Genomic DNA, 26,866 nt, shown 5'->3' with positions numbered 1-26,866 from the left:
CCGGCCCCTTTTCTCTGCCCGGGCGCTCATGAGAGCTTTCTCATCTCCAGCTTCACCGCATCTCACGTGCAGCGGCCACGATGGACTCATCGGCGAGGGAGACCTCGTCTCCGCCTCGGCGGTTCCCCCCATAAATGAATAAGAGGTCGGCTCATCGAGCAGGTCACCGGCGTTTCGGGTACGACGGAAGACCGCCGCAGACGATCTCCCCAGCCCCCGGTTCCCCCCACCGGGGGCTTTTGGGTTTCCGGAGGTCTACTCCCAGCGGTAACCGGCGCCGCGCACCGTCACGATGCGTGCCACGCCGAACTTCGCGCGGAGGTAGCGAACGTACACGTCCACGACGTTCGAGCCGGGGTCGAAGTCCAAGCCCCAGACGCGGCTGAGGAGCTGTTCTCGGCTCAGCACCTGGCCGGCATGCCGCACGAACTCCTCCGCGAGCGCGAACTCGCGTGCGCTGAGGTCGATCTCGCGGCCTCCGACCGTCGCCCGACGGCTGAGCACGTCGAGCGAGACCTCGCCGTGCGAGACGGTGATGCTCCCCAGCGTGACCGGCTCGCGCAGCCGGGAACGCACGCGCGCCAGCAGCTCGTCGAACTTGAACGGCTTGGCCACATAGTCGTTCGCTCCGGCATCCAGTCCGTCGACGGTGTCGCGTGTGCTGGTGCGGGCCGTCAGCATGATGACCGGCAGGGACGAGCCCTGACCACGCAGGCTGCGCAGCACCTCGAAGCCGTCCATGGTCGGTAAGCCCACGTCGAGCAGGACGAGATCGACGTCGCCCGCCAGGGCGGTCTCCAAGGCGTCTGCGCCGTCGTCGACGATCAGGGTCTGGTACCCCGCGGACACCAGTCCTTTCGCCACGAACGCCGAGATGCGCTCTTCGTCTTCGGCGATGAGGATGCGGGTCATCCAGTGGCCTCTCTCTGCAGCACCACGTCGCCGGCACGAACCGGCGTCGGCAGGTCGGTGGGAGCGTGCGCGCCGCCCAGGGGAACGTGCAACGTGAAGGTCGCGCCGCCTCCGGGGGTGTCCGTGATCGCGCAGTGTCCGTCGTGCGCCTTGGCGATGGCATCCACGATCGACAGTCCCAGCCCGGAGCCATCGATCCCTCGCCGAGTGGACACGCGATCGAACCGCCGGAACACCCGGTGTCGCGCGGCCGGAGGGATGCCGGGTCCGTGATCGCGCACCCACAGGCTGGCCGTCGTTCCGTCGGTGGAGCTGCCGATCTCGATGGGGCTGCCCGCGGGCGTGTACTTGGCCGCGTTGTCGGCCAACTGCAACCACGCCTGCACGAGGCGGTCGTGGTCGCCGACGATACGGCCGCGTCCCCGGGCCTCCACCGTCCACGTGTGCTCGGGGATCGCGGCGACCATCTCCGCCACGCGGTCGGTGAGGGCCGACACGTCGACGACCCCGGTCGACAAGGACCCGGCCTCCACCGCGGCGAGCGCGTCGATGTCGTCGACGAGACGCGAGAGCCGGTCGAGTTCGGCGATGCCGAGGTCGCGTGTCTCGATGACGTCGTGGGGGTCGGCGGGGTTCATGGTCTCGAGGTGTCCTCGCACGATCGTGATCGGCGTCTTCAGCTCGTGCCGGACATCGTCGAGCAGCTGACGCTGCGCCTCGACCGACATCGCCAGACGGTCGAGCATCGAGTTCACCGATGCGGTGAGCCCGGCGATCTCGTCGTCGCCGTCGGTGGTGAAGCGAGTGCCGAGATCGGCGATCGTGATCGCGTCGGTGGTGTCGCGCAGCTTGCGCAGCGGCGAGAACAGCCGCCCGGTGACGAACCAACCCGCCACCGCTACCGCGAGAAGGACGATCGTGCCGGCGATCGCGTAGGTCGTGGTGGACAGGGTGACCAGCTCCCGACGCTGATCCATCGAGATGGCCTGCACGACAGCGGTATCGCCGTCCACGACGGCGGCGAACCGCAACGGTCCGATGGCACTGGGGAGCTCGCCCCGAGTGTCACCGCTCTCCAGGGCGTCGATGAGACCGTCGAGGAACGTCGCATCACCGGACAGAGCGAGACCGGGAGGGGCGGGAGTCGTCGCGACCACCGTGCCGTCGCGAAGCGCCAGGGTCCCATCCGTTCGCCCCGGTACGGCCGCCGCGACCAGCGCGACGGCATCCTGCTCGCTGGAGGCGACGGTCGACACGAACCCGTCGAGTTGTCGCTCGGCGTTGGCGGTCGCGCGTTCGCTCTGCACGAAGAACGTCACGCCGCCCGTGATGATCAACCCGAGCAGGACGACGCCGAGGATCGCCGCGAGGAGCCGTACGCGCGCCGACACTGCTCTCGTGCGGCGGCTCATCCTCTGATTATGGCGCTCCTCGGCGTCGTGCCGGTGCGCGTCAGCCCGGGTGGGTCATCGACAGCAGATCGAGCTTGGCGTCGAGCACCTCTTCGGTGATCTCGCCGCGCTCGACGTAGCCGAGGTCGACGACGGCCTCGCGGACCGTGATGCCCTTGGCAACCGAGTGCTTGGCGATCTTCGCGGCGGCTTCGTAACCGATGACCTTGTTCAGCGGCGTGACGATCGACGGCGACATGCCGGCGAACGCCTCGGCGCGGGCGACGTTGGCCTCCAGACCGTCGATGGTCTTGTCGGCCAGGACGCGCATGGCGTTGGAGAGCAGACGGATCGACTCCAGCAGCGCCGTCCCCATGACGGGGATCGCGACGTTCAACTCGAACGACCCGGAGGCGCCGGCCCAGGCGACGGTGGCGTCATTGCCGATGACGCGGGCGCAGACCATGAGTGTGGCTTCGGGGACGACCGGGTTGACCTTTCCCGGCATGATCGACGAACCCGGCTGCAGGTCGGGGATGTGCAGTTCTCCGAGGCCCGTGTTGGGACCGGAGCCCATCCAGCGGATGTCGTTGTTGATCTTCGTCAGCGACACCGCGATCGTCCGCAGGGCGCCGGATGCCTCGACCAGACCGTCGCGGTTGGCCTGAGCCTCGAAGTGGTCCTTCGCCTCGGTGATCGGCAGTTCGGTCTCGGCGGCGAGCAGCTCGATGACTTTCTGCGGGAAGCCGAGCGGCGTGTTGATCCCCGTTCCGACGGCCGTCCCCCCGAGGGGCACTTCGCCCACGCGGGGGAGGACGGCCTGAACACGCTCGATCCCGAGACGCATCTGGCGCGCGTACCCGCCGAATTCCTGGCCGAGCGTGACCGGGGTGGCATCCATGAGGTGGGTGCGCCCGGACTTGACGATGCCCTTCCATGCCTCGGCCTTGGCCTCGAGCGCGACGGACAGGTGGTCGAGCGCGGGGATCAGGTCGTCGATGAGAGCCTGCGTGACGGCGATGTGCACGGAGGTGGGGAAGACGTCGTTGGACGACTGCGAGGCGTTGACGTGATCGTTGGGGTGCACGGTCTCGCCGAGAATTCGGGTGGCGAGGGTGGCGAGCACCTCGTTCATGTTCATGTTCGACGAGGTGCCGCTGCCGGTCTGGTAAGTGTCGACTGGGAAGTGCGCGTCGTGCGCACCGGTGATCACTTCGTCGGCCGCCTGCGCGATCGCGTCGGCGATACGCGGGTCGAGCGTGCCGAGGTCTTTGTTCGCCTGCGCGGCGGCCTTCTTGATGCGGGCGAGCGCCGCGATCTGCGTCGATTCCAGCCCCGAGCCCGAGATGGGGAAGTTCTCGACCGCGCGCTGCGTCTGCGCGGCGTAGAGGGCGTCTTTCGGCACCCGCACCTCACCCATGGTGTCGTGCTCGATGCGGTACTCGATGTCGGTCACGTCGTCGTTCCTCCAGATCGTTGTGGTGCGTTGTCAGGCGGCGCGGGACTCGTCCACGTCGCCGACGCTCACGACGGGGACGGCTTCCCCGTCGTCGAGTCGGTAGTTGGCGCCCACGACCGCGACCCGGCCATCGGCGACGGCCTCGCTGATCAGTTCGGAGGCGCGCAGCAGGTCTGCCACCGTGTGGCGCAGGTGCTCGCGGCCCACCAGCTCGGGGTCGATGCGCTCGGGGGTGTGCCCCGCCTCGGCTTCGCTCCGCTGGACGCGACGGACCGCGGGAACGATGGGGGCGATCTGTCGCCAGATGTAGGCGGGAAGCGTGGGAGCGTCGACGCCGGTGCTGTCGATCGCTGCCCCGACCGCGCCGCAGGCGTCGTGCGCGAGCACCACGATGAGCGGGACCTCGAGCACGCCCACGGCGTACTCGAGGCTGCCGATCACCGAGTCGGAGATCACCTGACCGGCGTTGCGGACGACGAAGAGATCACCGAGTCCCTGATCGAAGATGATCTCGGCCGCGAGGCGGGAGTCGGAGCATCCGAACAAGGCGGCGTTCGGACGCTGGTAGCTGGCGAGTTCGGTGCGGCGTTCGACGTCCTGGCGCGGGTGCGCAGGCTCACCGGACACGAAACGCCGATTGCCCTCGAGCATCTGGTTCCATACAGCGCGCGGGGTCATGCGATCGTTCACGAAATCTCTCTCAGTTCTTTCACCTGCGCGGTGACGGACGCTGCCGCGATGGCCGTGGTTTCGGGGCTCGCGTCTCCGTAGATCAACACCTGATCGGGTCCGGCCGGGGTCGAGAGCGCGTAGGTGATGTTGCCGGCTCGTTCGGGATCGCTGGGTTCGTAGACATCCCACGCGATCCCGTCGATCTCGATGGAGTCCGTGCGCGGGGCGCCGCCGAGCACCTGCGCGACCCACTCCTCCCCGGTATCGAGTCCCTGCGCGACGCGCACGAAACCGGACTCGCCGGAGCGGACGTAGACCATGGTCCACGCCTCGATGCCGCCCTGTCCTTCGGTGACCGCCTGATTGACGCGCCATCCGTCGGGCAGCTGAGGGGAGAGGGCGGGCCGACCGAGGTCGTCGGACAGGTCCGCCGCAAGAGCGGGGACATCGGGCTCGGGGCGCGGGGCCGGTGTGCCTCGCGGAACGGCAGCGATGACGACGAGAACGACGGCGACCGTCACCAGCAGCGCAGCCAGGAGATTGCGGAAGGTCTTGCTCGAGCGGTAGCGGCGGGAGGACTCGGCCTTGCGGGCCGCCGTCTCTTCCGGAGTCTCGGGGCGGCCGAGCTCGGCGACGACACGACCCATCAGGATTCCTCGCCCTCGCCACGAGCGGCATCGAGCCGGCGTTTCGCCCCGAGCAGCCACTCTTCGCAGCGAGCGGACAACTGCTCGCCGCGCTCCCAGAGCGCCAGCGACTCCTCCAACGTGGGCGCGCCCTGCTCGAGTTCGGCGACCACGCGGACGAGTTCGTCGCGGGCCTGCTCGAAGGACAGGGACGCGACGTCGGCGGAGGGGCCGGAGGGCGTCGCGGTCATGGCATCCATTCTAGGCGTGACCGGCGGGCGGGCCGCCGACGGAGGGGGAGTCATCGGGCGTGATCGCACCCGTGGAGGAGGCGCCGAAGGCCCCTTCGGCGACGGTGACCACCACTCGCGAGCCGGCGGGCGCCTGCGCGGCGTCGCGCACGATGCCCCCACCCTCCACCTGGGCGATGGCGTAGCCGCGCGCGAGCGTGGCCTCGGGTGAGAGCGCGCGCAGCGACGCCCGCAGCTCCCGCGTCCGGCGATCCTCGGCCTGCAGACGTCGGTCCACGACGTCGCGACCGCGGGTCGACAGCATCCACACGTCCTGGGCGCGCGCGGTCAGCATCGTGTGCGGGGTGCGCAGCGCCGGCCGCGAACGCAGCTGCTCCAGCTGGGCGATGTCGTGCAGCACGCGCTGCGTGAGCCGACCGGTCAGGCGTGCCCGCAGCTGCGCCACCACCGCACGCTGCTCGCTGACGTCCGGCACCACGCGCTTCGCGGCGTCCGTCGGCGTGGACGCGCGGACGTCGGCGACATCGTCGAGGAGAGGGCGGTCGTTCTCGTGTCCGATGGCGCTCACGATCGGAGTGGATGCCGCCGCCACGGCGCGCACGAGGCGCTCGTCGCTGAACCCCAGCAGCGTCTGCGGATCGCCGCCTCCGCGCGCGATGACGATGACATCGACCTCGGGGTCGGCATCCAGCGCCTTCAGCGCCGCGAGCGTCTCGGGGACGCACCGGTCACCCTGCACGGCGGCGTAGCGCGTGCGGAAGCGAACCTGCGGCCACCGCAGCTCGGCGTTGCGGTGCACGTCTTTCTCGGCGTCGGAGTTCTCGCCCGTGATGAGGCCGATGCAGTGCGGAAGGAAGGGCAGCGGCTTCTTGCGGCGGGAGTCGAAAAGGCCCTCGGAGCGCAGCTGCACCCGCAGACGTTCGAGGCGCTCGAGCTGCTCGCCGAGACCGACGTGACGCATCGCGGACACGGCGAAGGAGAAGTCGCCCGTGCGAGGGAAGTAGTCGGCCTTGACGCACGCGACGACATGGTCGCCGACTTCGAAGTCCTTCGGCAGTCGAGCGAGCGTGCTCGACCAGATACGGAACGCGACGGTCGAATCGCTGCCCAGATCCTTCAGGCGCCCGAAAACGTTGCCGCCGCGTCGATTGAATGACGTGATCTCACCCTCGACCCACACCGAGCCCCACCGCTCGATGAACCCGCGGATGGTGTCGTTCAGCCGTGACACCGACGTGGGCGCATCGTTCCGCGACTCGCGCGGGTGCACGGAGTCGGCGGGGGGCGCCTGCCCCTCGACGGCTTCGGGTCGGAAGGAGGTCATGGTCTCTCGTCAGGTTCGATGGTGGGCGGTCGGCCGTCGTTCAGGGGCGCCCCGGTAGAATCGAGGGGTGAGCTCACCTGCCGTCCACCTGCCCGTTCCCCGAATCCCGGGTCGACGCGGGCGGCTCCAGGATATCCCGGTCCGCGGACAGAAGAAGGTGCTGCTCGCAGCACCACGCGGCTACTGCGCGGGTGTCGATCGGGCCGTCATCGCCGTCGAGAAGGCGCTCGAGCGCTACGGCGCGCCGGTGTACGTGCGCAAGCAGATCGTGCACAACATCCACGTCGTCACCGAGCTGGAGAAGAAGGGCGCGATCTTCGTCGAAGAGGTCGACGAGGTGCCCGAGGGCTCCCACGTCGTCTTCAGCGCGCACGGGGTGTCGCCCGCGGTGGTGTCCGCGGCATCCGACCGGCACCTGCAGGCGATCGACGCGACCTGCCCGCTCGTGACCAAGGTGCATCGCGAGGCCGTCCGATTCGCCCGCGACGACTTCGAGATCCTCCTGATCGGTCACGACGGACACGAGGAGGTCGAGGGCACCGCCGGCGAGGCGCCCGAACACGTCACCGTGGTGAACTCGCCCGAGCACGCCGACACGGTCGAGGTCCGCGATCCGTCCAAGGTCGTGTGGCTGTCGCAGACGACGCTCTCCGTGGACGAGACCATGGAGACCGTCCGCCGGTTGCGGCTGCGGTTCCCCGAGCTGCAGGATCCGCCGTCCGATGACATCTGCTACGCCACGCAGAACCGCCAGGTCGCGATCAAGAAGGTCGCGCGCGACGCCGACCTGGTGATCGTCGTCGGTTCGGCGAACTCGTCCAACAGCGTTCGCCTCGTCGAGGTCGCGCTCGAGCACGGCGCGAAGGCGGCCTACCGTGTCGACTACGTCGACGAGGTCCGCCAGGAGTGGCTCGAGGGCGTCGAGACGGTGGGTGTCACCAGCGGCGCGTCGGTACCCGAGGTGCTCGTCACCGAAGTGCTCGAAGAGCTCGCCGGTGCCGGCTACCGCGACGTCGAAGAGGTTCGCACGGCCGAGGAAGACCTGATGTTCTCGCTCCCCAAGGAGCTGCGTCAGGATGCCTCGGGCAAGCGCGATCAGCGCGCCCTGGGTGGTCGGGGGCGCGCGTGAGCGACGGCGAGTCGCGCCCCCGTCCCCAGTATGGCGAGTACGCCACGCCCGAGGAGCAGCGCGCGCGGATCCAGCGTCCCGAGGTGACCGAGGCGCTCGAGGCGGGCGTCGCCCCGCCCGCCGAGCCCGCACCCGCCGCCGACTCCGCCCCTCGCGTCCGCGGTCCGCTCGCCGATCGGATCGCCACGTTCGTGCTGTTGGCCTACGGGCTCGTGTCGGTCGTGTCGACGATCGTGCAGCTGCAGGACTTCCCTGGCTATGCGGAACGCGCCGCTCAGATCCTCGGCGTCGATGCGACGTACACCGCCCTCTCCGCGGGTTACGTCTGGGGAGCCGCGGCCTCCGTGGTCTACGGCGTCGGGTACGTTCTCACGGCGTGGCTCACGTGGCGTCGACTGCGTCGCGGCCGCATCGCGTTCTGGATCCCGCTGGTGGGATTCGTCGCCACGACGCTCCTGGCGGGCGTGTGCGTCACGATCGCCCTCACGGCCGACCCGGCCTTCCTCTCCGCCCTCACCGGCGTCGTCGCGAACTGAACCGTCGGGCGCGGCATCCCGTGTTCTCTTCGACGAGAGGAGGCCGGCGGTGGCGCGCAACGACCATGCCCAGTTGACCGCGCTGTACGACGCGCATGCCGCGCCGGTCTGGCGTTACGTCGTGAGTCTCACCGGCGACCATGCGGGAGCGGACGACGTCGTGCAGGAGACCCTGCTCCGGGCGTGGCGCACGCCGCGGGTCATGGCGGACGACCCGTCGCGGCTTCGGTCGTGGATGTTCACGGTCGCCCGCAATCTCGTCATCGACGAGGCTCGGAGTGCGCGTCGTCGCCATGAGCTGCCCGTGGACGAGCTCCCGGAGGCGCCGAGCGGAGACGACACGGATGCCATGTTCGACGCGCTCCTCGTGGAGGAGGCGCTGGCGACGCTGACGCCCGATCACCGCGCGGTCATCGTGGCCGCCTACTACGGCGGCCGCAGCGTCGCCCAGGCGGCGGAGGAGCTGGGGATCCCGGCCGGAACGGTGAAGTCCCGGCTGCACTACGCCGTACGCGCGCTGCGGCTCGCTCTGCAGGAACGGGGGGTGACCCGGTGAACCTCGAACACGAACGATTCGCGACGTGGGACGGCGCCTACGTCCTGGGCGCGCTGTCGGCCGCCGACCGCGGCGAGTTCGAGCGGCACCTCGAGGGATGCGTCCTGTGCCGATCCGCCGTGGCCGAACTCGCTCCCACCGCCGGGCTGCTGTCCCGACTCTCGGCCGAGCGGGCCGTGGCGATCGACGCGTCCGATCCGGTTCGGCGTGACCGACCGACCGACCCCGACCCCGCCCTTCGTGGCCGCTTCGTGCGCACGGCGCGCCGCCGTCGCCACCGGGCGGTCGCTCTGTCGGCCGGCGCCGCCGCTGCCGCCGCGCTGGTCATCGCGGTGCCGAGCGTCATCGCGCTCACGAGCGCACCGGCCGACACCGCCGGCACCGTCTACTTGCTCGACGACGTCGCCGGGGCGCCCTTGGAAGCGTCGGTGCGACTCACCCCCGTCGACTGGGGGACGCGTATCGATCTCGTCTGCGAGTACACCGGTGAGGTTCTGGACGCGCCCCCCGGCGGTTGGCCGTACGCTCTCGCCGTGACGGACGATGCCGGTGCGACCACGATGCTCTCGACCTGGCGCGCGGGGCCCGGCTCGACGACCGAGCTGAGCGCCGGGACGGACGTGGCGGCATCCCGGATCGACGCGATCGAGATCCGCACCGTCGATGGCGATCGCGTCGTCATGCGCCGGGAGTTCGACACCCCTTAGCATCGACGGATGCCAAGCCTCGTCGCCGTGTGCGCTGTCCATGCTCTTCGCCCCGATGCCGGGTCGGTCGGGGTGACCGCGATCGACAAGCGTGCCGTCGAGGGCGCCGTGCGTATTGGGCGCCTCGGCGTTCGTGCGGACGTTCAGGCGAGCCGGAAGCACCACGGTGGGCCCGACAAGGCCGTGTACGCCTACGCGCAGGACGACGCCGAGTTCTGGGAGCGCGAACTCGGTCGCGAGCTCGCCCCCGGCTGGTTCGGCGAGAACCTGCGACTGGAGGGCATCGATGTCAACGGCGCACGCATCGGCGAAGTGTGGCGCATCGGTGACAGCGTCGAAGTGGAGGTGACGATGCCGCGCACGCCCTGTGCGACGTTCGCCCGCTGGGTGGGTGGTGCCGCCGCTCGCGGGTGGGTCAAGCGGTTCTCGGATGAGGGCCGTCTCGGTGCATACCTGCGCGTTCGACGCGCCGGTGAGGTCCGCGCGGGCGATCCGGTGACAATCGTGTCGTCGCCCTCCGGCGCGCCCACGGTCCTGCAGATGTACCGCGCCTGAGCCGGCCGCGTGCGTCCTGCCCGCGGTGTCGCGTGTCCGTCTCGCGGAACCCGGATGCCGGACGCACGAACGCCCCGGCCGGAGCCGGGGCGTTCGTGGCGGGGCTCAGCCCTGCGACTTGCCGAAGGAGCCGAGCTGCTTCGTGGCCTCGACCACGCGGACGGCCATCGCCGACTCGGCGATCTTGCCCCACGCGCGCGGGTCGTACTGCTTCTTGTTCCCGACCTCGCCGTCGACCTTGAGCACGCCGTCGTAGTTCGAGAACATGTACCCGGCGATCGAACGGGTGAAGGCGTACTGCGTGTCGGTGTCGATGTTCATCTTCACGACGCCGTTCGAGACGGCCAGCGCGATCTCCTCGTCGGTGGAGCCGCTGCCGCCGTGGAAGACCAGGTCGAGGGGCTTGGGGCCGGTGCCGAACTTGGCGGCGATCCCGTCCTGGATCTCGCCGAGCAGTTCGGGGCGCAGCTTCACGCCGCCGGGCTTGTACACGCCGTGCACGTTGCCGAACGTGAGGGCCGAGATGTAGCGACCGTTCTCGCCGAGGCCGAGGCGCTCGACGGCCTTCGTCACATCGGCGACCGTGGTGTACAGCGCTTCGTTGGAGCCCTCGTGCGCGACGCCGTCCTCCTCGCCGCCGACGACGCCCACCTCGATCTCGAGGATTGCGTTGATGTTCTTCATGCGGGGGAGGAGCTCGGCGGCGATGTCGATGTTCTCGTCGAGCGGCACGGCCGACCCGTCCCACATGTGCGACTGGAAGATGGGGTTGCGTCCCGCCTTGACCTCTTCCTCGGAGGCCTCCAGCAGGGGGAGAACGAATCCGGGCAGGGCGTCCTTCGGGCAGTGGTCGGTGTGAAGGGCCACGGTGATGGGGTAGTTCTTGGCGACCTCGGTGACGTACTTCGCGAACGCGAGCGCACCCGTCGCGCGGGCCTTGACGGTGTGGCCGGCGAAGTAGTCGGCGCCACCGGTGGTGACCTGAAGGATGCCGTCGGAGCCGGCCTCGGTCAGGCCCTGGAGCACGGCGTTGATGGTCTGCGAGCTCGAGACGTTGATCGCGGGGTACGCGAAGCTGCCGGCCTTCGCGCGGTCCAGCATGTCGGCGTACTGGTCAGGGGTGGCGACGGGCATGGAGGTGCTCCTTGGTCGTGACGGGGACATCGTCACTCTAGCGAAGGCCGTCGTTCGTGACGCCGCGAGAGCGCGAGGATCATGTCCGTTCTCGCGTGGCGTTAAGAATGCCGTTTCCTTCGGCCGAAAGCGGAGCAAAACCCTCGAATGTCACACGTGCGGCGCATACAGTGGGCCGCATGGTGAGCCTGACGTCCGACATGAGTCCTTTGCATCCCGATCGGAACCTGGCTCTCGAGCTGGTGAGGGCGACCGAAGCCGCCTCGATCCGCGCGGTCCCTTTCATCGGTCGTGGCGACAAGGAGGCCGCGGACGGCGCGGCGGTCGACGCGATGCGAGCCTTCTTCAGCACGGTCAACTTCGACGGCACGATCGTGATCGGCGAGGGCGAGAAGGACAACGCTCCGATGCTCTTCAACGGTGAACGCGTGGGCAGCGGCCGCGGTCCCCGGTGCGATGTCGCGGTCGACCCGATCGACGGGACATCACTCACGGCGGCCGGGCGACAGAACGCCCTGTCGGTGATCGCGGTCTCCGACCACGGCACGATGCTCGATGCGTCCAGCGTGTTCTACATGGACAAGCTCGTCACCGGCCCCGCCGGGGTCGGCGTGGTCGACATCCGCCTGCCGATCGGTGAGAACATCCGTCTGCTGGCCAAGTCGCTCGGCAAGCCCGTCGACGAGATCGTCGTGTCGGTGCTCAACCGGCCGCGTCATGAGAAGCTCATCGCCGAGATCCGTGAGGCCGGCGCCGGCACGCGCCTCATGAGCGACGGTGATGTGGCCGGTGGCATCAACGCCGCCCGTCACAACGCACGGACCGACATGTGTGTCGGTATCGGCGGGAGCCCCGAGGGCATCGTCACCGCGTGCGCCATCAAGGCGCTCGGCGGGCACATCCAGGGCGTCCTCGCGCCGCGTGACGACGAAGAGAAGCAGAAGGGCATCGACGCCGGCCTGAAGGTCGGCGGCGAGGTGTACGAGGCCGACGACCTCGTCCGCGGGAAGAACACGATCTTCGTGGCCACCGGCGTCACCGACGGGCAACTGGTGCAGGGCGTGCGCCGCGAGGGCGACTTCGTGTACACCGAGAGTGTCGTGCTGCGTGGCGCGTCCGGCACGCTGCGCCGCATCTCGTCGGAACACCTCACGTCGAAGTGGCTCTGACCGCTCGCTGACCCCCTCGCTGCGCGGGGCCGACGGATCGGTTCCCCGAGACTTCATCGCGCCGACCACCGCGCCGCAGCTCGCGGGGCGGATGCCGGCGCGATGGAGTCCTGTGGAGAGGAAGCCGGCGTGCAGGTACAGCCGGGCGTGTCGTTGCGCAAGCGTGACTGCCGCGGAGAGGGCGGTCTGGCAGAATTGGCAACGGTGTCAACGGCGACGCTGCGTTCTTCCGAGACCCGAAGGGGGATCGTCCATGACAGCTCCGACGAACTCGACCGCACCTCAGACAGGTGCCCAGGCGGTCATCGCCAGCGCCGTTGACCCCGCGCGCCGTCCCGATGTGCTTCTTCGTAAGCGCCGCGACGAGGGCCACGAGATCAGCGCGTGGTGGATGGTCGGTGCCTTCGTCGCCGTCTCGGCGGCCGTGGTGAGCCTGCTCAGCTGGGTTCCGGGCGGCTCTTGATCGGCGCTCACTCCTACTCGTCCTGAGGGAGGCCCGCTCGCGCGCGGACGGCGCCGAGATCGGCGTGGGTCACACCGCCGTCGTCGTCTCTGACGCTCGTCTGGTCTTCGCCCTGGCTCGGGATCAGTTCCGGTGCCGTCCAGCGGCGCGGTGCTGTTTCGATGGCCGACGGCGCCGCCACGGCATCCAGCTTCGTGTCGTCGATGCCGGGGAACTTGCGCGCCGTGACGAGAACGCGCGACTCGAGCGACCCGGCGAACTTGTTGTAGCTGTCGACGGTCCGCTCCAGCGCTCGACGCAGGTCGCTCGCGTGGGTCGCGAGCACGCCGACGCGTTCGTACAGTTCGGTGCCGAGCGCGAAGAGCGAGCGAGCTTCGTCGGAGACGTCTTGCTGCGTCCAAGTGAAGGCCACGGTCTTCAGTACCGCCCAGAGATTGACGGGCGAGGCCAGTGCCACCCGTCGTGTGAAGGCGTACTCGAGCAGGGTCGGGTCGTCGTCGAGCGCGGCCGACAACAGCGACTCGCTCGGCAGGAAGCAGATGACGAACTCGGGGCTGGTCGACAGCCCGGCCCAGTACGTCTTCCGTGCCAGGGCGTCAACGTGCGCACGGACCGCCTTCGTGTGCTTCGTCATCAGAACCGATCGGCGTGCGCCCTCGTCGCCGGCGGCCGTCACCGGGATCGCGCTGGCCTGCAGATAGGCGTCGAGCGGGACCTTGGCATCCACCGCGAGGGCCTTGCCGCCCGGAAGCCGGACGACCATGTCGGGGCGTCCGGCGCCGGCGTCCGACGAGATCGACGACTGCAGGTCGAAGTCGACGTTCCGCGTGAGGCCCGCGGCCTCGACCACGCGGCGCAGCTGGGTCTCGCCCCACACGCCGCGGGTGCTGCCCGAACGCATGGCCGAGGCCAGCGCTTCGGTGGTCGCTCGCAGCGCCTCGTCGGCCTCGCGGGAGAGGCGCAACTGCTCGCCGAGCGCGGAGTACTGTTCGACACGGTCGCGTTCGAGGCCATCGACCTTGCGCTGCATCGCGTCGAGCGTCTCGCGCACGGGGTCGAGCGCGCGCAGGACCGTCTGCTCGCGGCGCTCGCGCTCTTCGCGCGCCGCCTGCTCGGCCCGGGTCTGCCCCACCAGGTCGCGGTAGAGCGTGGTCTGGTGCTCGAGCTGGGCCTGGAGGCCGGCCTTCGCCGCGTCGGCCGCGGCCACGCGCGCCCCGAGCTCGGCCCGGTCGGATGCGGCGCGCGACGTCGCCCGCGCGGACCCGAGGAACCAGCCCGCACCGGCTCCGATGGCGAGGGCGAGGATCGCGACGATCGGGGCGATGGCATCCATGAGCTCAGTGTGCCGCAGGCCTCCGACATCGCCCGGATGCGCGCGGGGATCAGGCGACGGCGCGCTCGAGCCGGGGCTCGACCGCGATCTGCGACACGCGCACGCCGAGATGGTCGGCGAGGGAGAAGACGTCGTCCGCACCGGCGCGTCGGGCGCAGTCGATCGTGATCTCGGCGCACGCGACGGCGTCGGCCAGAGCGTCGTGGTGCGCGAAGGGCGAGCAGCCCGCTTCGGCGGCGACGAGGGGCAGGCGGTAGGAGTCGAGCGTGTAGGTCTTGCGCGACACCTGAACACTGCACAGGTAGCGGTACGGCGGGCACTCGTCACCCGTCGCCGCGCAGGCTCGGCGCAGCACCGACATGTCGAAGCCGGCGTTGTGGGCCACGAGCACGTCGGCGCCCGCGAAGGCGGTCAGGCGCGCCAGCTGCGTGCTCCAGTCCGGTGCGTCGACGACATCGGCGGGACGGATGCCATGGATGCCCACGTTGATCGCGGCGAACTGATCGTGCCCGGCCGGCGGTTTGATAAGCCACGCCGCGGTGGCGACCACGCGACCGTCTCGCACGCGGGCGAGACCGACAGCGCACGCGGAGGCGCCGCTGGAATTCGCCGTTTCGAAGTCGATCGCGGTGAAGTCCAGAGCCACGGTCCCACCTTCCGACGCCGTGGCGTCCGCGGCGGGGAGGCGCGCCGGGAACGCGCGCGAGCGCCGCGCGGTGTCGAGAAGTGCGACGCCCCCGCGTGGTATCCCGGGCCTGCGCGTAGGGTCGACGCATGACGGAACGCCAGAAGTCGACCTCGTTCGGACAGGCGGCCGCAGCCTACGAGTCGGGGAGGCCGGAGTACCCCGCCGAGGCGGTGGCGTGGATGCTCGCCCCCGTCCGCGAGCCCGGTCGCGCCCTGCGCGTCGCCGACGTCGGCGCGGGCACCGGAAAGCTCACGCGCGCGGTCGTCGAGATCGGTGCCGACGTGGTCGCGATCGATCCGGATGCCGCGATGCTGGCGTCGCTGCGCGAGAACGTCCGTGGCGTCCCGACGTTCGCGGGGACCGCCGAGCGTCTGCCGCTTCCGGACTCGGCTCTCGACGCGGTCGTCATGGGGCAGGCGTGGCACTGGGTGGACCCGGATGCCGGCTCGCGCGAGATCGCTCGGGTCCTGCGCGTCGGGGGTGTGCTGGGGCTCGTGTGGAACATCCGCGACGAGCGTGTCGATTGGGTGCACCGGCTGACGGCGGCGATGGGAGCGTCGAACGCCGAGCGGCTCATCTCCGCCGGTGGCCCGCACGTCGCGGCACCGCTGGCGGACCTCGAGCATCGCTCCTGGTCGTGGAGCCGTCGCATCACCCTCGCGCAGCTGCGCGACCTCGTCTTCTCGCGCAGCGACACCATCACGGCAACGCCGGAGCAGCGCGCGCGCATCGATGCCGAGGTCGACGGGGTCGTGGCATCCGTCCCCGGACTCGCCGACGGGGGAGCGGTCGACCTGCCCTACGTCACCCACGCCTTCCGCGCCCGGCGTCCCTGACGCCGTGGGGGCACCGCGGGCCGGGTAACCTGGACTCCCGTGGCTCTTACCATCGGAATCGTCGGCCTTCCCAACGTCGGAAAGTCGACCCTCTTCAACGCTCTGACCAAGAATCAGGTGCTCGCGGCGAACTACCCGTTCGCCACCATCGAGCCCAACGTCGGGGTCGTGAACCTTCCCGATGCGCGGCTCACGAAGCTCGCCGACGTGTTCGGCAGCGAGCGCATCGTGCCCGCCGCGGTGTCGTTCGTCGACATCGCCGGCATCGTCCGCGGCGCGAGCGAGGGCGAGGGCCTCGGCAACCAGTTCCTCGCCAACATCCGTGAGGCGGATGCCATCGCCCAGGTCGTCCGCGGATTCGCCGACGACGATGTGGTCCACGTCGATGGGCAGGTGAACCCGGCCAGCGACATGGAGACGATCAACGCCGAGCTGCAGCTCGCCGACCTCCAGACGCTGGAGAAGGCGATCACGCGGTACGAGAAAGAGGTCAAGGGCAAGAAGCTCGACCCCTCGGTGCTGGATGCCGCGAAGGCCGCGCAGGACGCGCTGCAGCGCGGGCAGTTGCTCTCGGCATCCGGTCTCGACCTGTCGCCGATCCGCGAACTCGGGCTCCTCACCGCGAAGCCCTTCATCTTCGTCTTCAACGTCGACGAGGCCGTCCTCACCGACCAGGCCCGCAAGGACGAGCTCGCCGCGCTCGTCGCTCCCGCGAAGGCCGTGTTCTTGGATGCCAAGATCGAGTCCGAGCTGATCGACCTCGACCCCGACGATGCCGCCGAGCTGCTGGCGTCCACCGGCCAGGACGAGTCGGGCCTCGACCAGCTCGCCCGCATCGGCTTCGACACGCTGGGGCTGCAGACTTACCTGACCGCCGGGCCCAAGGAAGCACGTGCCTGGACGATCGGCAAGGGCTGGAAGGCTCCGCAGGCGGCCGGTGTCATCCACACCGACTTCGAGAAGGGCTTCATCAAGGCCGAGGTCATCTCGTTCGCCGACCTCATCGAGCTCGGCTCGGTCGCCGAGGCCCGCGCGAAGGGCAAGGCGCGCCTCGAGGGCAAGGACTACGTCATGCAGGACGGCGACGTGGTGGAGTTCCGCCACAGTTAGGCATCTGATGCTCATCGTGATCTCTGGGCTGCCTGGCGTGGGGAAGACGACCGTCGCCGACCTCGTCGGTGCTCGCCTCGGTGCGGTGCGTCTGTCCATCGACCCGGTCGAGGATGCCCTGCTCGGGGCGGGGTTCCCGCAAGGGTGGGAAACAGGTGTCGCCGCCTACGAAGCGGTTCGCGCGATGGCCGAACTGAATCTGCGCACTGGTCGGACTGTCGTGGTGGATGCTGTCAATGACAGCGAGCCAGCGCGTGACACCTGGCGTCGAGCAGCCGACTCAGCGGACGCGGAACTGTGCTCGGTCGTATTGACAATGAGCGACACCATCGGCCATGCGTCGCGACTCCGTGAACGTGATCGAGGCTTCACGCATGTCACTGAGCCGACCTGGACCGAGGTTGCCGGGCGGGAGGTCGCGCCGTGGGTTGATACCCTCCGGACGATCGATGTGTCGGGGATGAGCGGGGAGCAGGTCGCGGCAGATGTCGAACGATACGTCGTGGAGTTCCGCTTCAACAACTGAGCGGAGGCCGGCCGGCCGAGGGTCTTTCCTTCGGGATGGAGTAGCGCCCGTGTGCGAGCGATGGCGCGTCGGCGGCGACGGCATCGACGCGCCTCAACCCCAGATTGCCTCGATCACTCCGCTGCAGGTCGTGTGACGGGCGCGTCTGCACCGCGCCCGCGGCTCAGCCGAGCTCGCCCGGATGCGTCAGCCTCCACCACAGGGACGGCTCCTCGATCGCGCCCGAGATGGCCACTTCGGCGGAGGTGGTGTTCGGACCCGCGGTCCAGGTGACCGTGCCGACCGTCTCACCGTCGGCGAAGGTCTCGGGCGTGCGGACGTCGAGCGTCGCGGTCACGGGGGTGTCGGACCATGTCATCAGCGACGCACCCCGCGCGAGGACGATGTCGGCGCGCGAGCCCCACGCCGTCGTGATCTCGCCGATCGGTGCGCCGACGCTCCCGACCGGCACCTCGTGGAACCCCGCCCGGATGCTCTGCAGCAGTGTCACGACGTCCTGATCGGTGCTGTCGTGCGTCGTGCCGCCCAGGCGCACACCGGTGATCCTCAGGGGCGCACCAGTGCCCACGTCGAGATCCGAGGTGAACAGAAGATTGAAGCTGCCCTCGCCCAGGTTCCCGGTCTTGAGCCCGTCGATCCCCTCCACGCCCAGCAGGCCGTTGGTGTTCGTCACCGTGCCGGGCCCGGCGGGCACCGAGATCGACGACGTGCCCGTGATCGCCGCGACCACGGGATTCGCCGCCGCGATCTTGCCGAGCGCGAGGAGGTCGCTCGGCGTGCTCGTGTTCCGTTCGTCGACGCCGGTGGCGTCCATGATCCGTGTCGAGGAGAGTCCGTTCGCGTCCAGCCACGACCGAGCCGCGTTCACGTACGCGCTCTCGGAACCGAAGCCCCACCGCGCGACCGCGACGGCATAGTTGCTTGCCGACGGCAGGAGCATGGTGGCGAGTGCGTCGTGCAGCGACACCTGTGCGCCCTCGGGCATCCTCGCGATCGTTACGCCTCGGACGTAGAACTCGTCGTACAGGTCGGCGTCGGCCTCGCCGAAGGTCAGAGTCGGTCCAGGGTCGTCAGGGCTCGCGAGTGGATGCCGGTCCAGCACGACGAGCGCGGTGACGAGCTTCGCGATGCTCGCGATCGGCCGCGGCTCGTCACCGCCCGAGGACACCCAGGCGCCGGAGGCATCCGGGCCCAGGTAGGCGTCCCCGCCGGAGGCACTGACGAGCATCGATCCGGTGGTCGGCAACCGGATCGATGCCGGCTCGGATGCGGGGACCGCGGGCGGCTCTGAAGTGACCGCGGGGGCCCCTAGCGGTGCTGCCGAAGCCCACCACACGTATCCGCCCCCGGCGCCGAGGGTCGCGAGTACGACCACGAGGAACACGATCAGCGCGATCTTGCCGGCCCTGCCCGTACCGGATGCCGCGGGTGCGTCGTCGAGCAGATCCGCGAATGTCGTCAGATCGTCGACCTGTTGTGCTCCCCCCATTGCGATTCCCCCTCGCGCTCTTCGAACCTAACCTCCCCGGGTGCGGAGCGGAAACGGTGTGCGCCTCCGGGGCCGGTGGTCACACCCGCTCGGCGAAGACGACCCGGTTGTCGAGATAGGAGCCGGCGCCGCGGTCGAAGATCCCTCCGCACGTGATCACGCGCAGCTCGTCGCGCGCCGTTGCGCCGAATACGCGGGCCGTGGGGAATTGCGCCTTCGGGTAGTCGGCGGTCTCGGTCACGCGATAGGCGTGGACGCGTCCGGCCGCGTCGTGCACCTCGACGACGTCACCGACGGACACGTCCTCGAGGTATCGGAAGACGGCGGGGCCGGTGGGGGAGTCCACGTGCGCCGCGATCACGGTGGGCCCGGTTCCGCCCGGTCTTCCGCCGCCCGTGAACCAACCGACCTCGTCGTAGTCGACGGGCACCTCCATGGCTCCGTCTTCGGCGAGGCCCAACTCGATGAGTGGCTCGTCGAGCCCGAGACCCGGGATGACGACGCGCGCGGGATCGGCGATCGCTGTCGAGTGACCTTTCTCGAGGAGTGGGGTCTGCGAGGGGGCGGGCGCCGGCGCGGTGATGGTCGGCGCGAAGCCGGAGGTGGTCGGCGCGGTCCCGGCAGCCGTCGGCGCGACGGCGCATCCCGCGCAGACCCACACCGCTGCGAGCGTGAGCGCGCACGCGGCGCGCCGCGGTCGCCCGGCGGGGGCGTTCCGCTGCGCGCCGCGCGGCGTGGGGATCACTGTGCCGCGGACCCGCGACGACGGTGGATCATCAGGGCGGCGCCCGCAATGACACCCGCACCGGCGACAGCGGCGGAGACGACGAGGGGAGCGGCGTCGGTATCGGCGGCGCCGCCCGCGCCGGTGTCGACGCCGCCGACCGGGATGGCCGTCAGCTGGCCGCGTACGACCCCCGCGGGAGACATCACGGTGTGGGAGTCTCCGGTGAAGCCGGCCGGGTTCGCCTCGATCTGGGCGAGGGTGAAGCCGTCGCCGGTGTCGACGCCGTCGGCCTGGACACCGGTGGTGAAGGGGCCCTCAAGGCAGCCCGACGATTCGCGCGGGCCGTCGCCGACGGGGGCCGGGTTGGGGAAGGCGATACGCGGCGGCCCGGGCTTGCCGACGGCCGCTTCGTGGATGTGCGTCGCTGTCTTCGCCGGGCTCTGGTAATCGCCGCTCACGCCCTCCAGTCGGATGTCGTAGCAGATGATGTCGAGGTCGGAGTTGATGCGGAACGTGAAAGTCCCCGTCGCTCCGTCCTGGCCGGGCGCGGGCACCCCGTCGTTGTTGATCACCTGGTCGGGGGTGGCCATGACGGTGAACGCGCTCGTGAACTCCGACGGTTCGGCGACCTCTGTCTCGGCGTGCGCCGGGGCGGCGATCCCCAGAAGCGCGATGCCCGCGACGGCACCTATCGTCAAGGGGCGGGCATATACCTTCTTCGTCATCGTCGTGCCTTTCGATCGGGACGCTCGTCGTCCGGTTGCGGGGTGTACGTCGCCGGTGGCCGGTGCGTTCATCGAGACGGGAAGCTTCGCGATGAACGTTTCGGAGCTCGTCGACGTATTCCTCGGCGAGTCCAACGGCATCGCGACCGTTAGCCTCGGGGAGGACGGTCACCGATGGTCGGTCGACGGGCGGCTTCCGCCGCGGAACGCGAGGAGGCACCCATGCGCGTGCCTCGGCGACGGGCGGTCGCGTTCGACGTGCGGCGTGCATTCGAGGAGCATGGCGGCGCGCTTCTCGGCTACGCGGTCAACGCCCTACGTGACCGGCCCCTGGCCGAGGACTGCGTGCAGGAGACCTTCCTGCGTGCGTGGCGTGCGCGAGACCGGTTCGACCCGGAGCAGGCGTCGGAGCGCACGTGGCTCTTCTCTATCGCGCGCAACGTCATCGTCGACGCCCTGCGTACGCGGGCACGCCTTCCGCTCATCGGCGACGACGCGGAACTCGAGAGCCGTGCCACCGACGCCATCGACCCGCTGGAGCGCCTGCGCATGCTCGAGGCCCTCGCTGTCCTGAGCGAGGCCCACCGCACAGCGGTCGTCGCCGTCCATCTTCACGGTCGGAGTTATCAGGAGCTCTCGGATGCCACGGGTGTCCCCGTCTCCACCTGGCGTACGCGCACGTTCCATGCGCTCCGCGCCCTCCGCACGCACTTCGAAGGAAGGGAGGAGCCGGATGCGCGCTCCCGATGACCGATGGGCCGAACTCGTCGCCGCTGCCCTGGCGGGAGAACTGACCCGCGCCGAGGCGGAGGAGTTCGACGAACTGCGTCGCGGCCACCCGCGACGCGCCGACGAATACGCCGGCCTGCAGGAGGTCGCACGTCGCCTCCGCCAGGGCGACGTCACGTGGATCGCCCCGCGCGACACCGCCGACCTGGGCGAGCGGATCATGGCATCCATCGATCGCGAGGATGCCGCAGCGGCGGTCCCGGCGCCCGGCACCCCGGCCGTGGTTCCCCGCCGCCGACGGCCCTGGATCGCCCCCGTTTCGGCCGCGGCGTGTCTGGTGGTCGGTGTCATCGTGGGGGTGAACGGAGCAGAACTCCTTCGCCCCTCCGCACCCTCGGGACCGCCCGGAACCCTCGGAGCTGTCGAAAGCATCGTCGTGGACGACGACGTCGCCGAGGTCGACGTCGACGCGCAGCTCGTGGCGCACACGTGGGGGACCGAGGCCTACCTGCAGGCCACCGGACTCGATGTGGGAGCGACCTACGAGCTGGTGTTCGTGGGCGCGGACGGCGGAGAGTTCCCGGCCGGCGAGGTGCTCGGTTCCGAGGTGCCGATCGTGTGCCGGATGAACGCAGCCGTGCTGAGGGCGGACACCGTCCGCATGGAGCTGCGCGACACCGAGGATGCCGTGGTCGCGCACGCGGATCTTCCGGGCGTGTGATCCAGGGGGCACCGTGCCTCACGGCGAGCGGTAGGTCAAGCCCCCCGACGGCAACGAGGGCGTCGACCTACCGTGGAGGACATCGGGAGATACCCGGATACCACGCGGGAGGAGCCGACATGGGACTCGACGACAAGATCAAGAACGCCGCTGAAAACCTCACCGGAAAGGCGAAGGAAGCCGCCGGCAAGACGACGGACAACGAGCGCCTCGAGGCCGAGGGACACGCCGACCAGAGCAAGGCAAACGTCAAGCAGGCCGGCGAGAACGTCAAGGACGCCTTCAAGTAAGTCGCCCTCCCCGAATGCCCCGGCCGTCCTGGTCGGGGCATTCCTGTTCTCCGGACGGGGCGATGACCAAACCGGCCGATCCTCACCGGGATAATGGCGACATGACCGCTGCTGTTCCCACCGAGACCCCCACGCTGGTCTCGGGTACCCCCGTCGTCCTCCGCGCCCACGGCTACGAAGCCGCCGTCGCGAGCGTCGGCGCCTCTCTCCGCTCGCTGACCTTCGAGGGGCGCGACCTCGTCGTCCCCTTCGACGAGGACGAACTGCGTCCCGCCTACCGGGGGACCACGCTCGCGCCGTGGCCGAACCGCATCGTGGATGGCATCCACCGCTTCGACGGACGCGAGCACCAGCTCCCTCTCACCGAGCCCAACCGAGGGCACGCGCTCCACGGCCTGCTGTCATGGGCGCACTGGAACGTCCGCGACGTGTCGGACGATGCGGTCACCCTGACGGCGACGCTCCCCGCACAAGCGGGATACCCGTGGTGGCTCGTCGTGTCGACGACGTACCGGCTGGATGCCGACGGCCTCACCCAGACGGTGCGGGCGACCAACCTCGCCGACACCCCCGCACCGTGGGGTACCGGCCCGCACCCGTACCTGGTCGCAGGCCCCGCCGCTCTCGACGAGTGGACGCTCAGCCTCCCGGCCGACACCGTGCTCGAGGTGACGCCCGACCGCCTGTCGCCGGTGGCGCTGACATCTGTCACGGTCGATGCGGCGCGCTTCGACTTCCGCGCCGCGCGAGAGATCGGTGCCGTCGAGATCGACCACGCCTACACCGGACTGATCCGGGATGCCGACGGCCGGGCGACCGTCACGGTCACCGACCCGTCGGGCACGGGTGTGGCGATGAGCTGGGCGGGGGAGTGCGCGTGGGTGCAGATCCACACAGCGGATCAGCCCACCGGGCCGGGTACGCCCGGGCATCGCGCGGGGCTCGCGGTGGAGCCGATGACGTGCGCGCCGGACGCGTTCAACGACGACGCCTACGACTTCGACACCGGTGTGGTCTCGCTCGACCCCGGCGCCTCGCACGAGGCCGGATGGACCATCTCGGCCCGCTGAGCCCGCACACGGAACCGCCCCGATCGATGTGATCGGGGCGGTTCTGCGTGGTGTGTCAGACGACCTGCGCGCCGCACATGCCGCAATCGCCTCCGGCGGAGACTTCGACGAAGCAGTCGGGGCACATCGCCCGCGTGGGACGGTCGGTGACCGGCACCGGCTTGGGCGAGGCCGTACGGCGCTCCGCACGCGGGGCGGACGCGCGCTTCTTCAGCTCGATCGGCGCGGCCGGCGCGGGTGCCGGAGCCGGCTTGTGCTCCGCGCAGTAGAACCGGACGAAGCCGCCGTGGTGCTTGGGATGACGGTGCTTCACCGCCCACAGCTGCGTGCGGTCGAACAGCTCTCCGTCTGCACCGCACCCGACGCAGCGGGTGGGTTCACCGGGGACGACATCGGCGACGACGACGGGAACGTCGAAGGCGATGGCATCCCGCCAGTCCGAGGACGAGACGATCTTCATGGGGGACCCTTCTTCGGCGGTTCGGGCCGCCTCACCCACAACGGTACGCGTCCGCCGTGGGGTGCGGGGACGGATATCCGTCCACAGGGGGATGGACACCGGGTGCGGGCCCCCCGATAGGTTGGGAGGAATTCCCCCGCGTCGCCTCGGGCGGCGCCCATCGAAGGAGAAGCATGGAAATCGCCGCTCTGGGGGCGATCGGTCTCGTCGTCGTCATCGCTCTCGTCGTCGTCATCGTGGTCGTCCTGATCGTCGCGGGCCTGATCCGCGGCTGGTATCGCGTCGCGAAGGCCGATGAAGCCCTGGTCATCGTCGGTAAGCGCCAGAAGGCCGCCGACGGGAACTCGTCTCGCATCACCGTCATCACCGGTGGCGGCGCCATCGTCAACCCGCTCACGCAGCGGGGCGAGATGATCTCGCTGCGCGCCCGTCAGATCAAGATGGAGCCGACCGCGCAGTCCTCCAACGGCGTCACCGTGAACGTCAGCGGTGTGGCCCTGGTGAAGATCGGCTCGGATCCCGAATCCGTGCGTCGCGCGGCCGAACGTTTCGCCTCGCAGGACAAAGCGATCGAGCAGTTCACCACCGAGCAGCTCGAGGGTGCGCTGCGCGGTGTCGTGGCGACGCTCACCGTCGAGGAACTCATGCGTGACCGGCAGCGGCTGTCGGACCAGATCGCCGAGGGCATCAAGGGCGACCTGTCGTCGCAGGGGCTGATCCTCGACTCGTTCCAGATCCAGGGCGTCACCGACAGCAACGGCTACATCTCCGCTCTCGGTGCCACCGAGGTCGAGCGCGTCAAGCGCGAGGCCGAAGTCGCACGCATCAACGCGGTGCGAGAGATCCGCGCGCGGCAGATCGCCACCGACGAAGCCAACCTCATCGAGCAGACCGCGCTCGACAAGAACAGCGCCGCCGCGAAGGCCGAGGTCGGTCGCGCCAACGCCGAGGCGGAGCAGGCCGAGGCGCTCACGCGCGCCGAGCGTCGGCAGGCGGTCCTCCAGCAGGAGGCGCAGAACACGCAGGCCCGCCTCGAGTCCGAGGTCGCCCGCGTCGCCGACGCCGACCTCTACCAGCGGCAGAAGGAGGCCGACGCCGAGGCCTACGCGCAGATCAAGGCGGCGCAGGCCCGCGCACAGATCGCCGAGCAGGAAGCCGCCGCGGTACGCGTGCGTGCCGAGGCCGATGCGCAGGCCGTGCGCCTGGCCGGTGAGGCCCGCGCCGAAGCGATCCGCGCCGAGGCCGAGGCGCTGTCGCACAACCAGGAGGCCCTGCTCGCGCAGCGGGCGCTGGAGGCGCTCGTGCCGATGATGGCCGAGTTCGCAAAGGGCTACGACCGCGTCGGCAACGTCACGGTGCTCGGTGGAGAAGGCGCCAGCGGCCACCTCGCGGCCGAATCGGCGACGGGTCTGCGCTCGTCCTTCGAGGCGGTGCGTGCGGCGACCGGTATCGACCTGACCGCCATCATCCAGGGCCGCGCCGTGGCCGATGCGTTCGCCGATGCGTCGCGCCGACCTACGGAGCCGGCTTCCGCGGCTTTGGACCGCTCCGCGCCGGTGACGCCGCCCACTCCGGCCGCGTCGGCGACGCGGCCGACGGCCCCCGAGCCGCAGGACTGACAGGGCCGCCACCGTGCCCGAGGCGCCCGAGGTTGAGGCGCTCACGCTGTTTCTGCGTGAGCGCCTCACCGGGCAGGCGGTGCGTGCGGTGGAAGTGGTCGAGTTCCGGGCCGTGAAGTCGCGACCCCGCTCACTCGACGAGCTCGTCGGGCGGACGGTCACGGAGGTCGTGCGATACGGCAAGCACATCGACATCGATCTGGAGGGAACGCATCTCGGGATCGGGTTCGGTCGCGCCGGTTGGGCGACGTGGACCGACGACGCGATGGCATCCGACTCCTCTCCCGACGGTGCCGCGGTCATCGCTCGCGTGCGGTTCGACGGCGGTGTCCTCGGTATCACCGACGCGGGCGACTGGCTGTCGGTGCAGCTTCACGTCATCGACGACCCGCGCGAGGTTCCATCCGTGGCGAAACTCGGCCCGGATGCCGCCGACCCGGGGTTCTCACGCGACGACCTCGCCCGCGCGCTCGGCATGCGCCGTAAGCAGCTCAAGTCGCTGCTGCAGGAGCAGGAATCCCTGGCCGGCATCGGCAACGCGTACTCGGACGAGATCCTCTACGTCGCGCGCCTGTCGCCCGTCGCCCACGCGGCAGCCCTCACGGACGGCGAGATCACACGACTGCACGAGGCGCTTCGCGCCGTGCTCGACGAGGCCGTCGCGTCGCGCCGCGGAGTGCCCATTGCCGATCAGAAAGCGGCGAAGGTCGCGGCGATGCGGGTGCACGGGCGCACCGGCGAGCCGTGCCCCGACGGCGATGGCGTCGTCGAGGACATTCCCGGCACGAAGGGCGGTGGCCAGTACTGCCCCGCGTGCCAGCCGCCGCACGCCTGACCCTGCGGCCGCCGCTCTCTCGCCGCCGCGGTGTCATCGCGCTGCATCCGTGCGGCAGGCAGCGGGGCAGACGTCGGCACGATGACGTCTCCGCGAACCGGATGAACGACGAAGGGCCCCGAGCCGAAGCCCGGAGCCCTGCGCTCGAACGGTGTCAGGCCGTCTGGCCCGCGTGCTTTCCTTCGGCGACCTCCTCGACGAGCTTGGCGTTGAACGCCGGCAGGTCGTCGGGGTTGCGGCTCGAGACGAGGCCGTGGTCGACGTGGACCTCCTCGTCGACCCAGGTGGCGCCGGCGTTGCGCAGGTCGGTCTGCAGCGTCGGGTAGCTGGTGAGGGTGCGGCCCTTCAGAACATCCGCCTCGGTGAGGATCCACCCGCCGTGGCAGATGACGGCGACCGGCTTGTGCTGGTCGAAGAAGGCACGGGCGAAGTGCACGGCATCCTTCACGATCCGGATGTCGTCCGCGTTCTGAACGCCGCCGGGGAGGACGAGCGCGTCGAAGTCGTCGGCCGTCGCCGCACCGACGGGGAGGTCGACCTTCTGCTCGTGCCCCTTCTCGCCCGTGACGCTACCGTCAGCGGGGGAGACGAGTACGGCCTCCGCGCCGGCCGAGGTGACGGCGTCCCACGGGCTGGTGAGCTCGCTGTCTTCGAAGCCGTCGGTGAGAAGGAAGGCGATGCGCTTTCCGGTGAGGTCCGTCATGGGGACTCCTCTCGTTCGTGGTCGGGATGCCACCACGCTACGAACCACCCGTGACGGCGCCGCGGGGGTTGCGGATGCCCGGACCGGGGGCTACGGGCGCCCGCGCCGTCTCGCGCCGTCA

Annotated in this window: 31 protein-coding genes; 16 read left to right on the top strand and 15 right to left on the bottom strand. The window is 70.0% G+C overall.

The window, feature by feature from the left end:
* Positions 1-255: 255 nt before the first annotated feature.
* Genes P5G46_RS03435 through xseA form a run of 7 tightly spaced genes read right to left on the bottom strand, consistent with a single transcriptional unit; the run spans position 256 to position 6,635 of the window.
* A complete protein-coding gene (locus P5G46_RS03435; protein WP_375095431.1) occupies positions 256-912 on the bottom strand; it encodes a response regulator transcription factor in 657 nt (218 codons plus the stop codon).
* Positions 909-2,324: a sensor histidine kinase gene (locus P5G46_RS03430; RefSeq protein ID WP_375095432.1), complete on the bottom strand. Its 1,416-nt coding sequence runs from the start codon at positions 2,322-2,324 to the stop codon at positions 909-911. The genes P5G46_RS03435 and P5G46_RS03430 overlap by 4 nt, the downstream gene beginning before the upstream one ends.
* A 40-nt stretch (positions 2,325-2,364) precedes the next feature.
* Positions 2,365-3,759 (bottom strand): class II fumarate hydratase, encoded by a 1,395-nt coding sequence (locus tag P5G46_RS03425; protein WP_408904968.1) that lies wholly within the window; start codon positions 3,757-3,759, stop codon positions 2,365-2,367.
* Between the two features lie 33 nt (positions 3,760-3,792).
* Positions 3,793-4,440, bottom strand: a complete 648-nt coding sequence (locus P5G46_RS03420; RefSeq protein WP_239273105.1) for a carbonic anhydrase — start codon at positions 4,438-4,440, stop codon at positions 3,793-3,795.
* An 8-nt stretch (positions 4,441-4,448) separates the two neighbouring features.
* On the bottom strand, positions 4,449-5,081 hold the full coding sequence (locus tag P5G46_RS03415) for a DUF4245 family protein (RefSeq protein WP_375095434.1): 633 nt from the start codon (positions 5,079-5,081) through the stop codon (positions 4,449-4,451).
* On the bottom strand, positions 5,081-5,320 hold the full coding sequence (locus tag P5G46_RS03410; RefSeq protein ID WP_036328293.1) for an exodeoxyribonuclease VII small subunit: 240 nt from the start codon (positions 5,318-5,320) through the stop codon (positions 5,081-5,083). Before P5G46_RS03410 ends, P5G46_RS03415 begins: the two co-directional genes overlap by 1 nt.
* Before the next feature lies 1 nt (position 5,321).
* On the bottom strand, positions 5,322-6,635 hold the full coding sequence (gene xseA / locus P5G46_RS03405; protein WP_375095435.1) for an exodeoxyribonuclease VII large subunit: 1,314 nt from the start codon (positions 6,633-6,635) through the stop codon (positions 5,322-5,324).
* 67 nt (positions 6,636-6,702) lie between these two features.
* Here xseA and P5G46_RS03400 point away from each other — a divergent pair, with 67 nt between their 5' ends.
* The 5 genes from P5G46_RS03400 to P5G46_RS03380 are packed head-to-tail and all read left to right on the top strand — an operon-like array spanning position 6,703 to position 10,118.
* On the top strand, positions 6,703-7,764 hold the full coding sequence (locus P5G46_RS03400) for a 4-hydroxy-3-methylbut-2-enyl diphosphate reductase (RefSeq protein ID WP_239273142.1): 1,062 nt from the start codon (positions 6,703-6,705) through the stop codon (positions 7,762-7,764).
* On the top strand, positions 7,761-8,300 hold the full coding sequence (locus P5G46_RS03395; protein ID WP_408904967.1) for a DUF6264 family protein: 540 nt from the start codon (positions 7,761-7,763) through the stop codon (positions 8,298-8,300). The genes P5G46_RS03400 and P5G46_RS03395 overlap by 4 nt, the downstream gene beginning before the upstream one ends.
* Before the next feature lie 49 nt (positions 8,301-8,349).
* Positions 8,350-8,856, top strand: coding sequence for a sigma-70 family RNA polymerase sigma factor (locus tag P5G46_RS03390; protein WP_239273160.1), 507 nt, complete (start codon positions 8,350-8,352; stop codon positions 8,854-8,856).
* Positions 8,853-9,563, top strand: coding sequence for an anti-sigma factor family protein (locus P5G46_RS03385; protein WP_408904966.1), 711 nt, complete (start codon positions 8,853-8,855; stop codon positions 9,561-9,563). Before P5G46_RS03390 ends, P5G46_RS03385 begins: the two co-directional genes overlap by 4 nt.
* A gap of 9 nt (positions 9,564-9,572) precedes the next feature.
* Positions 9,573-10,118 (top strand): MOSC domain-containing protein, encoded by a 546-nt coding sequence (locus tag P5G46_RS03380; protein WP_375095437.1) that lies wholly within the window; start codon positions 9,573-9,575, stop codon positions 10,116-10,118.
* 105 nt (positions 10,119-10,223) lie between these two features.
* Here the strand turns inward: P5G46_RS03380 and fbaA are convergent, their stop codons facing one another.
* Positions 10,224-11,252: a class II fructose-bisphosphate aldolase gene (fbaA, locus tag P5G46_RS03375; RefSeq protein WP_239273191.1), complete on the bottom strand. Its 1,029-nt coding sequence runs from the start codon at positions 11,250-11,252 to the stop codon at positions 10,224-10,226.
* 179 nt (positions 11,253-11,431) lie between these two features.
* Here fbaA and glpX point away from each other — a divergent pair, with 179 nt between their 5' ends.
* Both glpX and P5G46_RS03365 read left to right on the top strand, forming a co-directional pair.
* A complete protein-coding gene (gene glpX, locus P5G46_RS03370; RefSeq protein WP_239273201.1) occupies positions 11,432-12,421 on the top strand; it encodes a class II fructose-bisphosphatase in 990 nt (329 codons plus the stop codon).
* A 253-nt stretch (positions 12,422-12,674) separates the two neighbouring features.
* Complete coding sequence (locus P5G46_RS03365) at positions 12,675-12,884, top strand: UDP-N-acetylmuramyl pentapeptide phosphotransferase (RefSeq protein ID WP_408904965.1); 210 nt, start codon at positions 12,675-12,677, stop codon at positions 12,882-12,884.
* A gap of 13 nt (positions 12,885-12,897) precedes the next feature.
* Here P5G46_RS03365 and P5G46_RS03360 read toward each other — a convergent pair whose 3' ends face one another.
* Together P5G46_RS03360 and P5G46_RS03355 are read right to left on the bottom strand one after the other, a co-directional pair.
* Positions 12,898-14,217, bottom strand: a complete 1,320-nt coding sequence (locus tag P5G46_RS03360; protein WP_408904964.1) for a DNA recombination protein RmuC — start codon at positions 14,215-14,217, stop codon at positions 12,898-12,900.
* A 49-nt stretch (positions 14,218-14,266) separates the two neighbouring features.
* A complete protein-coding gene (locus tag P5G46_RS03355; RefSeq protein WP_239273214.1) occupies positions 14,267-14,863 on the bottom strand; it encodes a 3'-5' exonuclease in 597 nt (198 codons plus the stop codon).
* 128 nt (positions 14,864-14,991) lie between these two features.
* Here P5G46_RS03355 and P5G46_RS03350 point away from each other — a divergent pair, with 128 nt between their 5' ends.
* The 3 genes from P5G46_RS03350 to P5G46_RS03340 are packed head-to-tail and all read left to right on the top strand — an operon-like array spanning position 14,992 to position 17,377.
* Positions 14,992-15,741, top strand: a complete 750-nt coding sequence (locus tag P5G46_RS03350) for a class I SAM-dependent methyltransferase (protein WP_239273225.1) — start codon at positions 14,992-14,994, stop codon at positions 15,739-15,741.
* A 39-nt stretch (positions 15,742-15,780) separates the two neighbouring features.
* Complete coding sequence (gene ychF, locus P5G46_RS03345) at positions 15,781-16,851, top strand: redox-regulated ATPase YchF (RefSeq protein ID WP_239273236.1); 1,071 nt, start codon at positions 15,781-15,783, stop codon at positions 16,849-16,851.
* Between the two features lie 7 nt (positions 16,852-16,858).
* On the top strand, positions 16,859-17,377 hold the full coding sequence (locus P5G46_RS03340) for a P-loop nucleotide/nucleoside kinase family protein (RefSeq protein WP_239273245.1): 519 nt from the start codon (positions 16,859-16,861) through the stop codon (positions 17,375-17,377).
* A gap of 163 nt (positions 17,378-17,540) precedes the next feature.
* On the opposite strand, the gene P5G46_RS03335 is transcribed toward P5G46_RS03340, so the two are convergent.
* The 3 genes from P5G46_RS03335 to P5G46_RS03325 all read right to left on the bottom strand — a co-directional run bounded on the left by P5G46_RS03335 (position 17,541) and on the right by P5G46_RS03325 (position 20,318).
* A complete protein-coding gene (locus tag P5G46_RS03335) occupies positions 17,541-18,866 on the bottom strand; it encodes a D-alanyl-D-alanine carboxypeptidase (RefSeq protein WP_375095440.1) in 1,326 nt (441 codons plus the stop codon).
* A 79-nt stretch (positions 18,867-18,945) separates the two neighbouring features.
* Positions 18,946-19,611, bottom strand: a complete 666-nt coding sequence (locus P5G46_RS03330) for a class F sortase (RefSeq protein WP_375095441.1) — start codon at positions 19,609-19,611, stop codon at positions 18,946-18,948.
* Positions 19,608-20,318, bottom strand: a complete 711-nt coding sequence (locus P5G46_RS03325) for a CHRD domain-containing protein (RefSeq protein ID WP_239273259.1) — start codon at positions 20,316-20,318, stop codon at positions 19,608-19,610. The genes P5G46_RS03330 and P5G46_RS03325 overlap by 4 nt, the downstream gene beginning before the upstream one ends.
* Before the next feature lie 222 nt (positions 20,319-20,540).
* Between P5G46_RS03325 and P5G46_RS03320 the strand changes: the two genes are divergently transcribed.
* The 4 genes from P5G46_RS03320 (at position 20,541) to P5G46_RS03305 (ending at position 23,128) form a co-directional block, all read left to right on the top strand.
* Entirely contained in the window at positions 20,541-21,068 is a 528-nt protein-coding gene (locus P5G46_RS03320) for a sigma-70 family RNA polymerase sigma factor (RefSeq protein ID WP_375095442.1), read from the top strand.
* On the top strand, positions 21,052-21,768 hold the full coding sequence (locus P5G46_RS03315; protein ID WP_375095443.1) for a hypothetical protein: 717 nt from the start codon (positions 21,052-21,054) through the stop codon (positions 21,766-21,768). Before P5G46_RS03320 ends, P5G46_RS03315 begins: the two co-directional genes overlap by 17 nt.
* A gap of 119 nt (positions 21,769-21,887) precedes the next feature.
* Positions 21,888-22,058, top strand: coding sequence for a CsbD family protein (locus tag P5G46_RS03310; protein ID WP_228163496.1), 171 nt, complete (start codon positions 21,888-21,890; stop codon positions 22,056-22,058).
* A 101-nt stretch (positions 22,059-22,159) separates the two neighbouring features.
* Complete coding sequence (locus P5G46_RS03305) at positions 22,160-23,128, top strand: aldose 1-epimerase family protein (protein WP_375095444.1); 969 nt, start codon at positions 22,160-22,162, stop codon at positions 23,126-23,128.
* Positions 23,129-23,183: 55 nt separating this feature from the next.
* Here the strand turns inward: P5G46_RS03305 and P5G46_RS03300 are convergent, their stop codons facing one another.
* Entirely contained in the window at positions 23,184-23,588 is a 405-nt protein-coding gene (locus P5G46_RS03300) for a glucose-6-phosphate dehydrogenase (RefSeq protein ID WP_239273281.1), read from the bottom strand.
* A 173-nt stretch (positions 23,589-23,761) separates the two neighbouring features.
* On the opposite strand from P5G46_RS03300, the gene P5G46_RS03295 reads away from it, so the two are divergent.
* A complete protein-coding gene (locus P5G46_RS03295) occupies positions 23,762-25,207 on the top strand; it encodes a flotillin family protein (RefSeq protein ID WP_375095445.1) in 1,446 nt (481 codons plus the stop codon).
* A 13-nt stretch (positions 25,208-25,220) separates the two neighbouring features.
* Positions 25,221-26,042 (top strand): DNA-formamidopyrimidine glycosylase family protein, encoded by an 822-nt coding sequence (locus P5G46_RS03290; RefSeq protein ID WP_375095446.1) that lies wholly within the window; start codon positions 25,221-25,223, stop codon positions 26,040-26,042.
* Positions 26,043-26,196: 154 nt separating this feature from the next.
* Here the strand turns inward: P5G46_RS03290 and P5G46_RS03285 are convergent, their stop codons facing one another.
* Positions 26,197-26,745 carry a type 1 glutamine amidotransferase domain-containing protein gene (locus tag P5G46_RS03285; RefSeq protein ID WP_239273312.1) on the bottom strand — a complete coding sequence of 183 codons (549 nt, stop codon included), beginning with the start codon at positions 26,743-26,745 and terminating at the stop codon, positions 26,197-26,199.
* Positions 26,746-26,866 lie beyond the last annotated feature (121 nt).

The organism is Microbacterium mcarthurae (assembly GCF_046064585.1).
GTDB lineage: Bacteria > Actinomycetota > Actinomycetes > Actinomycetales > Microbacteriaceae > Microbacterium > Microbacterium mcarthurae.
Note: the sequence above shows the minus strand (reverse complement) of the source record. Positions and strands in the feature narration are given on the sequence as shown.